This is a genomic window from Mesorhizobium ciceri biovar biserrulae (genome assembly GCF_001618845.1).
Lineage (GTDB): Bacteria > Pseudomonadota > Alphaproteobacteria > Rhizobiales > Rhizobiaceae > Mesorhizobium > Mesorhizobium ciceri.
Genome location: NZ_CP015065.1, coordinates 234,381 through 247,717 on the forward strand (window position 1 = coordinate 234,381; position 13,337 = coordinate 247,717).

The 13,337-nt window shown below is 59.8% G+C and carries 13 protein-coding genes and 3 pseudogenes; 10 read left to right on the forward strand and 6 right to left on the reverse strand.

Annotated elements, in window-relative coordinates; translation table 11 throughout:
- Positions 1 to 1,368: 1,368 nt before the first annotated feature.
- Positions 1,369 to 1,845 carry a helix-turn-helix domain-containing protein gene (locus A4R29_RS30915; protein WP_161491091.1) on the reverse strand — a complete coding sequence of 159 codons (477 nt, stop codon included), beginning with the start codon at positions 1,843 to 1,845 and terminating at the stop codon, positions 1,369 to 1,371.
- A gap of 228 nt (positions 1,846 to 2,073) precedes the next feature.
- Here A4R29_RS30915 and A4R29_RS30920 point away from each other — a divergent pair, with 228 nt between their 5' ends.
- Both A4R29_RS30920 and A4R29_RS35400 read left to right on the forward strand, forming a co-directional pair.
- Positions 2,074 to 2,976 carry an ankyrin repeat domain-containing protein gene (locus tag A4R29_RS30920; protein ID WP_027162038.1) on the forward strand — a complete coding sequence of 301 codons (903 nt, stop codon included), beginning with the start codon at positions 2,074 to 2,076 and terminating at the stop codon, positions 2,974 to 2,976.
- A 114-nt stretch (positions 2,977 to 3,090) separates the two neighbouring features.
- Positions 3,091 to 3,222, forward strand: a complete 132-nt coding sequence (locus A4R29_RS35400; protein ID WP_276327777.1) for a hypothetical protein — start codon at positions 3,091 to 3,093, stop codon at positions 3,220 to 3,222.
- A 371-nt stretch (positions 3,223 to 3,593) separates the two neighbouring features.
- On the opposite strand, the pseudogene A4R29_RS30925 reads toward A4R29_RS35400, so the two are convergent.
- Both A4R29_RS30925 and A4R29_RS33635 read right to left on the reverse strand, forming a co-directional pair.
- Positions 3,594 to 3,818: pseudogene (locus A4R29_RS30925) on the reverse strand (cytochrome ubiquinol oxidase subunit I); the annotation flags it as partial.
- A gap of 682 nt (positions 3,819 to 4,500) precedes the next feature.
- Positions 4,501 to 4,859: pseudogene (locus tag A4R29_RS33635) on the reverse strand (homospermidine synthase); the annotation flags it as partial.
- Between the two features lie 132 nt (positions 4,860 to 4,991).
- On the opposite strand from A4R29_RS33635, the gene A4R29_RS30935 reads away from it, so the two are divergent.
- The 8 genes from A4R29_RS30935 to A4R29_RS30970 all read left to right on the forward strand — a co-directional run bounded on the left by A4R29_RS30935 (position 4,992) and on the right by A4R29_RS30970 (position 10,461).
- A complete protein-coding gene (locus tag A4R29_RS30935; RefSeq protein ID WP_198032098.1) occupies positions 4,992 to 5,573 on the forward strand; it encodes a GNAT family N-acetyltransferase in 582 nt (193 codons plus the stop codon).
- 559 nt (positions 5,574 to 6,132) lie between these two features.
- Positions 6,133 to 6,675, forward strand: a complete 543-nt coding sequence (locus tag A4R29_RS30940) for a sigma-70 family RNA polymerase sigma factor (RefSeq protein ID WP_027162036.1) — start codon at positions 6,133 to 6,135, stop codon at positions 6,673 to 6,675.
- On the forward strand, positions 6,672 to 7,514 hold the full coding sequence (locus A4R29_RS30945; protein ID WP_063173933.1) for an anti-sigma factor family protein: 843 nt from the start codon (positions 6,672 to 6,674) through the stop codon (positions 7,512 to 7,514). The genes A4R29_RS30940 and A4R29_RS30945 overlap by 4 nt, the downstream gene beginning before the upstream one ends.
- Positions 7,515 to 7,795: 281 nt before the next feature.
- The gene (locus A4R29_RS30950) at positions 7,796 to 8,041 is read left to right on the forward strand and encodes a DUF680 domain-containing protein (RefSeq protein ID WP_027162034.1); all 246 of its coding nucleotides are present in this window, start codon (positions 7,796 to 7,798) and stop codon (positions 8,039 to 8,041) included.
- Positions 8,042 to 8,100: 59 nt separating this feature from the next.
- Positions 8,101 to 8,328 (forward strand): DUF680 domain-containing protein, encoded by a 228-nt coding sequence (locus A4R29_RS30955; RefSeq protein WP_027162033.1) that lies wholly within the window; start codon positions 8,101 to 8,103, stop codon positions 8,326 to 8,328.
- A 94-nt stretch (positions 8,329 to 8,422) separates the two neighbouring features.
- Positions 8,423 to 9,394, forward strand: coding sequence for an MBL fold metallo-hydrolase (locus A4R29_RS30960; protein WP_027162032.1), 972 nt, complete (start codon positions 8,423 to 8,425; stop codon positions 9,392 to 9,394).
- A 28-nt stretch (positions 9,395 to 9,422) separates the two neighbouring features.
- Positions 9,423 to 9,902 carry a tetratricopeptide repeat protein gene (locus A4R29_RS30965; RefSeq protein WP_027162031.1) on the forward strand — a complete coding sequence of 160 codons (480 nt, stop codon included), beginning with the start codon at positions 9,423 to 9,425 and terminating at the stop codon, positions 9,900 to 9,902.
- Positions 9,903 to 9,999: 97 nt separating this feature from the next.
- Positions 10,000 to 10,461: a DoxX family protein gene (locus tag A4R29_RS30970; RefSeq protein ID WP_338039906.1), complete on the forward strand. Its 462-nt coding sequence runs from the start codon at positions 10,000 to 10,002 to the stop codon at positions 10,459 to 10,461.
- Between the two features lie 323 nt (positions 10,462 to 10,784).
- Here A4R29_RS30970 and A4R29_RS35205 read toward each other — a convergent pair.
- The 3 genes and pseudogenes from A4R29_RS35205 to A4R29_RS30980 all read right to left on the reverse strand — a co-directional run.
- Positions 10,785 to 10,961: pseudogene (locus A4R29_RS35205) on the reverse strand (Dyp-type peroxidase); the annotation flags it as partial.
- Between the two features lie 222 nt (positions 10,962 to 11,183).
- Complete coding sequence (locus tag A4R29_RS30975; RefSeq protein ID WP_161491092.1) at positions 11,184 to 12,140, reverse strand: FAD-binding oxidoreductase; 957 nt, start codon at positions 12,138 to 12,140, stop codon at positions 11,184 to 11,186.
- 205 nt (positions 12,141 to 12,345) lie between these two features.
- Positions 12,346 to 13,203, reverse strand: coding sequence for a LysR family transcriptional regulator (locus A4R29_RS30980; protein ID WP_027162028.1), 858 nt, complete (start codon positions 13,201 to 13,203; stop codon positions 12,346 to 12,348).
- Positions 13,204 to 13,337: the final 134 nt, after the last annotated feature.

Consider the following 13,337-nt stretch of genomic DNA (forward strand, 5'->3'; position numbering starts at 1 on the left):
TGCCTATAACTTAGGCAGCGCTGGGGATGATCCCTATGAGCTATCCCGCAATGGCAGGTGCGGCCCACGCTTCAACCTAAGCATCCCCGCACCGGCCATTCTTTTGGGTCTACGGCTGGGTAGCGCCTAGCGGCTCGCTTTTGGCCTTGATTTGTTCTGGCCGTTGCAACTAGGCGCAATCCCGCAGTAGCGGAGCCGCGCAAAGTCCTCGCTAGTTTCACCTTACGTTCCTGTCCGACTGCGGACAATCGCCACCAAAGCACAAGCCCTTGGAAGGGGCCCCTGGGGGGCGGTAGTCGGCACGATCAGGCAGACCAAAAACGGGTTGTGCGACCGTGCCGACCATAGCTGGACACGAGGGTGGGCCTAATGTCCAGGCTCCATATGCTACCGGTACACCGGTCTTGCTACAACTACGCCTGATGGCCTATGTCGCGCTTGAAAATCGAAGTCGCATGGCGATCTGGACGCTACGCAAACCGCACTGCCTGGAATCCTAAAGGGAACTCACCTTCAAGTGGCACATTGACCCTCTGAGCGGTCGATTCAAAAGGATGTAGCCGCTTACACAGGGTCCGCCGCCGGCGCCCCAATAGGCGGCGGGCTTACCCTCAGTGGCTTTCAACGTAGAGCAAGAAGCCCGCCTCGCCTCATTCACGGCGAAATGGTTAGCAGGCGTAACCACATCGAAGGCTCGCCAAAGGACCTCTTCTATACTCGGGAGTCGAATCCACGAGCGGAATGCGCAGCGGCCAGCCGTTGACCATCTGGAAGACCCAACGACGTCCTTGGACCACGCCAAGGCGCCTGTAACGACAAGAGGCGCATAGGTCGCGATGACCACATGGGTCTGCCTGTAGTATGTGGAGGTCATTACACGTTCGACATACTCGCGCTGCCAGTTCGGGTGAAGGCTGCTCGGGTTCGTCGATGAGGAAAACAGGCTGATGGCCTCGCTCCGCGGTGCTTAGGAACACCAGCGATGAAATCAGTGACAATTCGCCTGACCTGGCGTCTTGCAATTCGATCATCGGCCCATCTCGGCGCTCGAGATGTACCTGGATCGGCTCGCGTAGAAAATCGTGCTGCCGAAGGCAGCGCTCGTTCCTGAGCACTGCTCAGAAATCGCGACCTAATGAGAACGACAGCTTAGGGTCCGTCTGGTCTAACCAAACCACTTGCTTGGGTTGGACGGAATGGCGGCCTCCTGATCCAAAGAGAGCACGCTCTCAAAATCCAGAACCTGTCGTCCAGTGTTGACGGCGGAGAAACCGAACCTCGGGTGGGATCCGCAGTAATTGAGAACCGCTCCGGCTTCATAGAAGCTCGCGCTGGATTCGCGCAAGGACGCAGCAATGGCCTGCTTTATTACAGAGCGGGGTGAGTTGAAGGCCGAGATACGACGCAAGTTCCGAATGCCCGCAAATCTGTCTCGTGCAGTGTTCGAGACGACCGTGAGGTCCGTCGGATTTGTAGAGGTTCCCCTCGCACGGCTTCCTTGCGCCGGTGAGCACCGCGCCGCTTGGCCCGTCCCACCAGCCCAGCCGCATGAAGCTGCGTCTTGATGAAGGGGTAGCCCCAGCTGAAGTCATGATCGCGCAGCAGGTGTTCGTGGAAATGCTTCACGTTCCAGCCAAGGTAGCGGTGGCGATAAAGTTCCAGCATCTCCTCGATCGCCTCCGCGGGCACCCGGCGCGTCGAAAGCTTGCCCAAACGCCGGTCGAGCAACCCAGCCTCCCCAGCCTCTTCGTAACGCTCGCGGTAACGCCGGAATTTCCGCTCCGACATGCCCAGCAACTCGCCTGCCTCCATCATCGAAAGATCGCCGCCATTCCAGCGGCTCAATAATCCCGAAACTTCTGCATTCTCCGGTCCTCTAGCCACGCTGCCCGCTTCATGCCCAGCCTCCATTCGCTGGCGATAAAACCGGACAACTCGCGTGCTACCTAATCCGGACAACTCATGTGCTTACGACAGCAGTTGCTGAAATACATTGCCGCGATTAAGCATTCGGACTAAAGTCATCCCTTCTCGCAGCGTGCCGCGTCCTCCGGTTTGACACAGGGGTGCCGAATGCGCATGTCCTTGCTTTTCATTTCACTGCTGATTGCACACATCCCGATTGTATCGCATGCCGCCGCCATTCACGACGCCGCCGTGAAGGGAGATGTCGCGGCAATTACGGCAGCGCTCGACGCCGGTGCCGGCGTCGACGAGAGCGATGGAAAAGCAACGCCGCTCTATCTTGCGGTTAGGGGCGGGCATCTTGCGGCGGCAAAACTGCTCATGGAACGAGGTGCCGACGCCAACGTTGCCCCGACGCCGCTTTTGGGACCTCCCCTCATGCCGGCTTTGGCAAAACGCAGGGTCGACTTGATCAATCTGTTGCTGCAGGGGGGCGCAAATCCAAATGCGCAGCGCGGCGGTGAATCCGCCCTTCACATCGCCGTCAGATCCGGCTGTCTCGATTGCGTGAAGGCACTGGTCGAGGCCGGCGCCGATGTGAATGCGAAGACAAAGGACGGCAAGACACCGCTCCACATGGCAAAATTCAAGGGGCAACATGAAGTTGCCGCATATCTCTTGTCGCACGGCGTCGTCTTGCCAACGCCAGCCCCTATCTCGATGAAATTGAAATTGTCAAATGCGGATGTCGAGAAAGGCCGAACCTACTTCACCCATGTGTGTCACGGTTGCCACAATGCCGAGCCACAGGGAGAGACCAAGACGGGGCCCAACTTGTGGGGCGTCGTCGGCCGCGACAAGGCATCCATGGCAAGTATGCGTTACTCCGACACATTGCTGGGCTGGGAGGGTGTATGGACGTATGAGGACCTGAACACATATCTCTTCGGGCCCATGCTCACAACGCCGGGCGTCAAGATGGAGACGCCCGGTGTCCCGGACGAGACCGAACGGGTCAACGTGATCGCGTACTTGCGCACACTCAGCGACAAGCCGATTCCGCTGCCCTGAACCCCTACCCTGGTCCCTCCCCAGTATCGCCCCTTTGTAAAAGCGCACTGGGAATGCCAGCGCGCAAAAGAAGCCTTTAACGCTTATTCAACTTATCTATTTTAGAAGGTGCTAATGCGCTTCTCAATCCTGCTTTTTGGCTGGGCAGCATTTTTCGGTTGGGATTTCGCCGCCAATGATGGCCAAACCATTATTGGCCTTGGCGTGCGAGTTGCCAGGCTATTCCACCTCTCCGGGCTAATTTGAAATTAGGACGACGTCAGCGCTTCTTCACCTTCGGCGTGATCTCCTCGACCCGCACCTTGTCGCCGATCTCCCTTAGCGAGCGGGTATGTCCGAGGCAGGCTCGTCGAGAAAGGCCCCTGCCCCTTTTTACTAGCTCTCGACGAGCCGTGCGCCGCTTACCCCCGGACGGCAAACGCTGTCGCAGTCTGCCTTGATCGTCAAGCGACTGTTCTGTTCGCGTGTTCGTTAGCTCAATCAGGTTGCGCTAATGTCACATTCGGTGGACGCGTACGCGTGCGCGCAACTGCAAGCCGTCTCATTCACCCTTCCGCCGTTTCAATTTCGGCATGATCTCCTCGATCCGCGCCTTCACGCCGTCCTGGGCCATCGCCACCGGTGACGACGCCCATTCCGAACGCAATCGAGAATATCTTGATCCAGAACGTCGAGATGCGGAGATAGATGTCCCTTCCGGTCAAGAAATTGAGGCCTTCCAGCATCGCGATGAACGCGGCCAATCCTACAGTAATAGCCGGCAGCAGGATGTGCCAGCCGATGACCCAGCCGAACTGCAGTCGCGATAGCAATACAGGATCGAAGTCCTCGTCCCTCTGGATGCAGGCGAGCCGGCGAGAATCGCATCACCTTCCGTAGTAGCGGCGGCTGTGGCGGGAGCGCGTTTTCAGTGCCGTGGTCAAGCTATGGGAATTGGCGACGGTGTCGATGCCGGATTTTGAAACCAGCTGTTCTGCCGCGTCGTACGGCTTGCAACTCTCAGGCGTGACCGCGCCAGAGGCGATAGAGCACGCACCTAGCTTGCGTGCTTGTGCTGCTTAGCTGCGCAACGACCCCCGGGGGGCGATGGGAACCGTCTGCGGCGATCCATGCTTCGGTGGGCTTGCAGCTCGCTTAGTCAAAGCGCTTCTCTGGGTAGGCACAGGGCGATCCGACCAACGGACAAGCGACGGCAGGACGAGAAATCGATGCTGCCGTCCAGTCCCGCCAGAATTGCCGCACGACAGGCAATGTAACGCGTGAAAGGCGTTTGAAACGTCACATTCGGCTATATGAGAATGAACGCCCCGATAAGAAGCGCGCCAAGCCCGATCGCGACGACAAGCCGTGTGGTGAGATCCATCAGGTCAATTTCCTTATTGCCAACTCTAACGTCTCGAGTTGGACGAGACCGTCCGTACGGAACCGTCGGTCCACGCCAATTGCCTCCGCGCCGGGAGAGAACCATGTCGGCAGCTTTGCCGGAGCAGAAACCCGTTGCGCCGCTGCCCTGCCCGGCGGCTATCATGAAACCAGCACATTCCGGAACTGCCAGGGATCGGATGTGTCGATGTCCTCCGGGAAGAGCCCAGGCCGGCCATCCAGAGGCGTCCAGTCCGTATAGACACCAACGAGAGAGCCAAGATAGGGCTTCTGGATCTCCAGGCAGCGCGGAAGTCCAGATCTTCAACTTCCACGATGCCGGCCTCGGGGTTTTCAAGCGCCCAGACCATGCCTGCGAGCACAGCCGACGTGACCTGAAGCCCAGTAGCATTGTGATGGTGCACGAGCTGTCGTGTCTTCAATCGCTGCGAACCGTACCAAAACGCGTTTCTTGAATGGCCCTAAAGAAGCACGCCAAGTTCATCTATCCCGTCGACGATATGCGCGAAAGTTGTTGAACGCCTTCGCCGCCGAGGCTGCCATTAGGGGTGTTCGGCGGATCTGGGTGCAGAGCCACGATTTCCAGGCGCCAGGATTGTATGAAAAAGCCGGTTTTGTGTGTGTAGCTGAGTTTGCAGATTGGCCGGAGGGACACTCCAACGTTATTCTCTGCAGAACCCTGGAAGCCACGACGGCAACTCCATGACCACCATTTAGCGCAGGTAGCTGACGCGGACGCACTACCCGATATCGAACAGTCGGAGGGTGACGCTTACCGCGAAGTTGCGGAGCTGGCCTGGATTGCCGATGACGAAAACCAGACCGTCGAGCGTCACCGTGAACTTATCGCTAAGGGCACGTGCTGGGTAGCGGTGGAGCAGGATGGCCGGACGGTCGCATTCCTGAGCGCGGAGATCCAGGACGACACATTGCACATCTGGGAACTAGCTGCGCGCCTTGACCGACAACGCTCAGGTATCGGACGCGCCTTGCTCGAAAAAGCAATCACAGATGCGAGGGAGCGCCGCCTTGTCGCGATCACCCTGACAACGTTTCGGGATGTGATCTGGAACGCGCCTTTCTATCAGAAGCTGGGCTTTCAGGTGCTGGGCGAGACGCATGCGGGAGACCGGCTTCGTCAAATACTGCGTCGGGAGATCGAACACGGGATGCCGGCAAGCAGGCGCTGCGCCATGCGCCTCATTCTCGGCTAGACGGAAATTGGCTAAAGTGATGGACAAAACCCTTGCTCTGGCAATGCCCGAATTTCGACCGGCTCTGATCGGCTGAGCTGGAAGGTTGATATCGCAGGCTAAAGAGCGTTGAAAAGCTGGCTCGGCCGGACCAATTTACATTGCGAAGAAGATTTTTCGCTACCCGGGAATAAAACGCCGCCCGCCCTGGTCTTCCATGCATACGCTGCTGATTGACCTTGAAGGAACGTCCCCCTGCAACCCCACACACTGACGACCGCGACGGCAATGGTCGACGCATTCCCTGGTGAAGGCGACGCGTTGGCCGCCTGCGGCTCCCAGCCTGTCTGCCTTAAACGTCCTGCCCAGTCGGGATCGAGAGCGCTCAGACGCCGCGGATGCGAGAACGCATCGGGGTGGATGCATCGTTGCGGTCCAGTGTGTGATTGACATCGATGAAACAGTTGCCTTCACATTCACCGCAGCTGGCGACCCTAAATACTTCCGCTGGGTTCGCTTGCAAGACAGAACCATCTTCGCTTCCTGGCACTCAAGGCGAGGCGCATATCACGGTACACCAATGCTAAGCAGCAATGCGCAGGCCGACCGCTTCAGCGAAGTGGTAATGCCTCATCTCGCCGACGCGCTTTCGCTGGCCCGTTGGCTAACCGGCAATGCCACCGACGCCGAGGATGTCGTGCAGGACGCGTGCATGAAGGCACATGCCAGCATCGCCAGTTATGCCGGCGGCAATGCACGCGCCTGGCTGCTCACCATCGTGCGCAATGCGTGCTACACATGGCTGGCGCGGAACCGCCCGCGCAGCATCGTCTCGGTGGGCGATCTCGCCGATCTCGACGAGGTGAGCTCCGCTCACGCAGCCGATCCACCCGACAGCGAGAGCCCGGAGGCGACCCTGATCGCCAAGGCAGATACCGTGGCACTCGAAGCCGCGATCGCCGCCCTGCCGCAGCCGTTTCGCGAGACCCTCGTGCTGCGCGACATCAATGGCCTCGCCTACCGCGATATCGCGGCCATGCTAGGCGTGCCGATGGGTACGGTGATGTCACGGCTGGCGCGGGCGCGTGGCCTGCTGATCTCTGGCCTTGGGAGGGCGCAATGAGCGCGCACAACGACGGATTGCCCGAGGATGCCGCAGGCATGAACCTGATGCTGCACGCGCTGGTCGATGGCGAGCTTGACGCCGCCGCGGCCATAGCCGTTGAGCGGCGCATAGCCGCCGACCCCAAGCTGGCCGCCGAACATGCCCGCGTCATCGCCTTGCAAGGGGCTGTGGCCGGACTTCCGAAGCCGCAAGTCAGCGACGCCTTCAGCGCGCGCATCGCAGCCATGGCTGCTGCCGGCAATGTCGAGGTACTGCGCCCCACAGCGCCGACGGCACCAGCGAAGGCAAATCGAACGGGGTGGTCGGCGCGCAACTTCGGCTCATTCGATTGGCGCGCCATGGCGGCGTCTATCATGCTCAGCGCGGTGCTGGCCAGCGGTGCAACGCAATGGGCGATGCAGCCTGGCGTAGCCGATGGCTTTGCCGCAGGGGTAGCCAGCGGCCACCAGCGCAGCCTGTTGGCGATGAGCCCGGTGGATGTCGTCTCGTCGGACCGACACACGGTGAAGCCCTGGCTCGACGCAAGGCTCGGTCTTTCGCCGCCGGCGCCGGACATGGCCAAGGATGGATTTGCACTCATCGGTGGCAGGGTCGAGGTCATCGGCGGCCGGGCGGTGCCGGCACTGGTCTATCGCCACCGCGAGCATCTGATCACCCTTGTCGCCGAGCCTCAAAATGCCGGAGCTGTGACCGACCCTGTCGATCTCTCTGAGGGCGGTTTTTCGCTGGTGCAGTGGAGCGACGGCGCCTTCTCCTACTGGGCGATTTCCGACATGGAGCGGCCGGAGCTGGACGATTTCGTAGCGCGCTTCCGCGCCGCCACCGTGACCGGCTGATAGCCGACCGCCCAGACCTTTTCAGCCAATATCAAGTGCGACGTCACCGCTGGCTCGGCTACTTCGCGGTCAGACAGACCCACGGCACCAGATGGTGCCGACCTCGGACGTGCGCGTGCAGCGTCGGCTGGCCCAGTTCCCGACAGCCGCCGTCCCTGATTTTGGACCCTCCAAAAGAATTTCGCGCCACCCGGGAATAAAGGGATGTCTTGGCGAGTCTTGTTGTTAGCGGGGCCAATTTCCCGGCACGCAACCAAGAAACGAAACAAGGATCTACCAAAATGACCAAGCTCGCTCTCAGCGTGGCTGCCATGCTGCTTGCCTCAAGCGCTGCCTTTGCCGGCAGCGACCATGGCGCCAACAACTCCAACCAGCCGGCCACCAGCGTCGACACCAACGCTACTGCTTCCATTCGCTCCACGCCGCGTCAGGACAGCGTCGACTCCAAGGTGACGACCGGGCCGAGCCAGGGGTCGGTTCAGGACATCATCAACCGGCACAACAACGACGGACTCTGGGGCCGCTGAACGCGCCTCGACCTCCAAACAACAACTTCTCTCAATCCTCAAGATCAGGAACTGTTTCAATGAAAAAGATCGTCCTTACCGCTGCCGCCATCCTCGTTGCCAGTGGCACGGCCTTCGCCGGCAGCGACCACTACGGCTCGAACACTTCCCGCCAGCCGGTCGCCAGCCATTCGGCTTCAAAAATCGACACCTCGCACACCAGCTCGATCCGAGAGGTCAAGAAGATCCATGGTGGTGCCGATGCCGGCGTGCCGGCGCAGTACGGCCAGGGCACCTGGGGCAACTGAGTTTCATCCGGTCAGGACCGATAGGTTCGGCAATCAGGACGGAGGGCCACGCTTGGCTTTCCGCCACCCCCACCTCTTAACACAGGAGATCATCATGTTTAACATGACACGTCGCACGTTGCTTGGGTCCGCAACTGCCGCTGCCGCATTCGGCCTCGCCGGCAGGTTGGAATTCACCCGTCCTGCCTTCGCCGAAACAGCAGTCGAGCCGGCCGTTGGCTTCTACAAATACATGGTCGGCGATATCGAGATCACCGCCATCTATGACGGCATCTGGCGCAAGCCGCACGACCCAGCTTTCATCAAGGATGTCTCCGTCGAGGACACCAAGGCAGCCCTTGCCAAGGCCGGCCTGACGACAGACTTCATGCCTATCCCGCTCACCGTCGTCGTCCTCAAGATGAACGGCAAGGTGATTATGATGGATGCCGGTTCGGGCGTCGGCCAATGGCAAACCAATGCCACCCATCTGCCGGCCAACATGGCCGCCGCTGGCATCGACTACAAGACTATCGACACCATCATGATCTCGCATTTCCATCCCGACCACGTCTGGGGCCTGATGGAAAAGGGGACCAGCGCGCCTGTGTTCCCCAATGCCGAGCTCATCGTCAACGCCACGGAATACAAGTGGTGGACCGACCCCGGCCGACTGGCAAAGCTGCCCGAAGGGCGCAAGCCGGCGGGCAAGCGCATCGCCGAAAACTTCCCGAAATGGAAGAATTGGAAGCTGGTCGAGGACGGCGCCGAAGTGGCGCCTGGCATGCAGATCATCGCCGCGCCCGGTCATACGCCAGGCCATTCGGTCTACCTCGCAAACTCCGGCAAGGAGCAGATCATGATTTCGGCAGACACAATGTATGTGCCGGCACTGCTGGCGCCGCATCCGGACTGGCAAGGCACCTACGACCAGGATGGGCCGACGGCCATTACCACGCGCCACAAACTGATCGATCGCGTGATTGCCGACAACATCCGCATCTCCGGTTCGCACTTCCCGTTCCCGGGCACCGGCACCTTCGTCAAGGACGGCAACGCCTACGGCTTCACCCCCGTGCAAATTTAAGCGCGGCAATCCCAAAGCGAGAAAGACAATGAAACCTTCCCTCTTCAACAGGCACAACCTGTTCGGGCTGCTCGGCGCCGTTGCCGTGCTGACTGCCGTTCCGGTCGCCGTCACCGTGCCGGCCTATGCCGTGGACAACATTGAAGGCGACGACGCGCCCGACCTCACCGCAGTAAAAGCCAAGATCGATGCCAAGGACTATAAGGGTGCATTGGCCGATCTTCGTGACCTGGCGCAGGACACGCAGCAGGCCGACGTCTACAATCTGCTCGGCTTCACGCTGCGCAAGACCGGCGATTACACGACGGCACTGACCTACTACACCAAGGCGCTCGAACTGAAGCCGGACCACAAGGCGGCGCGCGAATATCTCGGCGAACTCTATGTCGAGACCGGCGACATGGCCAAAGCTAGGGAGCAGCTGGCATCGCTGACCCAGCTCTGCCCGGCAGGCTGCGAGGAACGCGCAGACCTGCAGAAGGCCATCGACACCAAAGTGACCCAATGAAGCCAGGCGGGCGCCTTCGTGCGGCGCCTGCCCTCTTTCCTATCTGGAGCCAATCGTGACAACGACACAAATCGCCTTGAAACTACATCTCACCGACTTGACCCTGCTGACGGGTCGCCTGCTGCTCTCATTGCTCTTCGTGCATGAAGGCGTTGAGCTGGCGATCCATTTCGACGGTGCCGCAAAAGCCATGGCCGCCCTCGGCGTCAGCCTGCCGCTTCTGATGGCCACCATAGCGCTGCAGCTGGGAGCCGGTCTTTCGATCGGCCTGGGCCTGCTGACGCGTCTGGGCGCGGTCGCGCTCGGACTGTTCTGTTTGGCAACGGCAGCCCTGTTCCACACCAATTTCGCCAGCCAGAACGAATTGCTGCATTTGGAAAAGGATCTCGCCATAGCGGGCGGCATGTTCGTCCTCGCCATCGCCGGAGCCGGCGCGATATCTCTCGACAGGGTGCTGAACGGACTCATGAGGCGCCGGCAACAGGACAGAGAGACGGTTGCCGCGCTCATAGCGGCCGGTAGCCCTTTGTCGGTGGGCGATATCAAGCTCCCGTTCTAATTTCGACCAAGACGCTGGGTCTCATATCAACTCGGCACGCCACAAACGCCTCGGGTGACCAGATGGCGCAAGCCGTTCGTGGCGTGCCGTTCATCGACGTCCGCTTAACGGCACGGATAGGGCCGCCCTATCGGCCGATTTGAGGCGCAAAGCTGCCAATGGGTGTAAGATAAATGCGATCAGCGAATGGGGGGCCTAGCTTCTTGAATTTGGGCGAACCGCCTCGTAACCAGTTGACAGATAACGATGTGCTAGTCGCTGAGGGTCAGCGTTCTCTGTACGGGTCGCCAAGCCGTTTCCTCGTACTGTATGGTCTGGCGGACCTACTTACGATGACTCCGAATAGATCCGTCCGACAGGGCCGGACCAGCGGTCGAGGTGACTGCTTCCCGGGTCGCAACGTTCTCCAGAAATGTCGTCGCCGGCACGAAGAACAATGTGCCGGTGACCGCGCGGCTGAAGTCCAGCAACCGATCGTAGTTGCCTAGCGGCCGGCCAATGCGCTGCCACGTTTCGAGCCCTAAAGCTGACATTCGCGTCTGTAGCTCAGTAAGGGTTGGAATAAGTCGAACGGTGCCACGGGTGCGCGGGTGGTAAACCCGAAAACCTGGAGGAAGGGGGCGGCTCTGCTCCCATTTCGAAGGCGGCGGCAACATTTTGAGACCAGACCCTCGAGGCCAAGCGCGCGCAAGGCGGCCTTTTCAAAGGTCAACAACGCCGAGTTAAACGTCGAGCAAAACCGTTCCTTGCGGGCGGCTGCAACATGCCAGGACATAGCCGGCCGATTTATCTTCAGCATTCAGCCCGCCTAGATCGTCCATGGCAACTTCGCCGGATAGTTTGGCTATTCGGCACGTTCCGCAAACGCCCTGCTGGCAGGCGGTTGGGATGTAGATGCCACAGTTCCGTGCCGCTTCAAGCAGGGTCTCTCCGGGCGCGCAGTGATGCTCCACGCCCGAGCGGGCGAAACGGACCGAAGACGAAATCGCTGAAGCCAATTCCGACCGCGAACCATTGCTGCCTCCGAAACTCTCCTCGTGATACTGCGCCGGCGGGAAGCCTATTGCGTGAAGGCAGGCCCGTGCCGTCTTCATGTACCCTTCGGGTCCACAGGCAAAAACGGTGCGCCTGCGGAGATTGGGAACGAGGGTCAGCAGCATCTGACTGTCTATTCGGCCAGTTGGCCCCCTCCAGGTGCGATCTTCCTGGCTGCAAACGCACGTTACCCGCACGTTGGGGAAGCGAGAGGCAAGTGCGTCCAATTCCCTTCGAAAGATTATATCACCTGGCGTTCTGGCACTATGAATGAAGGAGATATCCTGGTCGGTTGCGCGGTCGGTAAGCGCACGCAACATCGACATCACGGGCGTTATCCCGCTGCCGCCCGAAAGGAAGAGCGGCGTTTCATATGGCAGGTCATCGAGATTGAATGAGCCGAGCGGCCCTTCGATTTCGATCTCGTCGCCCGCCCCCAAATTGTCGTGGAGCCAATTCGAAACCAGGCCGCCCGGTGTTCGCTTCACCGTGATCTGCAGGTCGAGCGGTCGCGTCGGTGGTGAGGAAACAGAGTAGGAGCGCGTCACCGCGGCACCCTCGATCTTGAGGTGCACGAGCACATACTGGCCCGCGCTGAAGCAGAACATCCGATCCGTCGGGGATGTGAAAACGAAAGTTTTCACATCGGGCGTCTCCTCGATTACACGACGGCAGAGTACGAGCTGCGATGTGGTTTGTGCCCATTGCCGATGACGCATCATCGGGAGGAGGCCGGGGGTCCCAACGTGTGCGTTCATCATTCATCTCGGTTTGAAGTAGAGCCAAGATGCCATTTCCGGGCCCGCCATAACAGGAGCCTCCCTCGCGAGTTATGATCGATTATTTCGATCACATATCCAGTGACATCACGGCAACGTGAAGGGCGCGGATTCCCTTGCGGATGATCGGTTCGTGCTTGCGGCGCGCCAGGATGGCCGTGTGTACCGGCTGATGCAGGGTCGGAGCGCCTTCGACGATGAACGATGGGCGTTCGAGGGCAAACCTGCGCGCATCGTCACTTCGCATATAGCAGGTCCCGCCCGCGCGCCGTAGCATCATCTCCGCCAAGGTTTCTGATCCCATGGAAAGGCGACAGATCGCCAACTCGCCAAGCAGTTCGGCATGGGCCTTCTCCAGCAGGACCGTATAGCCAGGACGAATATAGGTTTCAGGATCGACCTCGGAGAGGGTTCTGGCTACCGTGGAAACCATCACATATTCCTCAACCATCAAATGTTCATAGGAGATTTCGGGTAGGTATCGCGGGGCGTAAAGCACTGCGATGTCGAGATTTCCCATGCTTAGGTCGCTGACCATCTGGTTCGAATAATCCGACTCGACATGGATCGACGATTTGGGAAGAGCCTGACACAGCGTCTCCACCCAACCCGGCAAAACCGAGCGGGTCATCCCGACCTGCGCGGCGACGCGCAAGGTGCCTTCGAAACGATTGAACGCCCGGACATCGTGGCGAGCCTGCGACCATGTAGACAGCAGGGATCTTGCGTAAGCTTCGAACCGGCGTCCTGCGGCGGTCGGTTCCGCCCCGGCGCGTCCGCGCTGGAACAGTTCGGACCCGATTGCGCTCTCGAGGTTCTTGATGCGGGTGCTGATCGTCGACTGGGTCAATCCTAGCCGATCCGCGGTGCGATTGAAGTTTCTCGATTCGATGATGTCCAGAAAGGTCTCGATGTGATCAAGTTGCATGAAATCTCCAATCGAAAAACTCGATCATATTCCACGTATCATAAGCTTGATCAAACAATACTCAAGGCGGAAGCTGTAGCACATCAGCGGCCGGCAGCGCCGCCGGGACGAGATACGGATACGGAGCGGAAGAA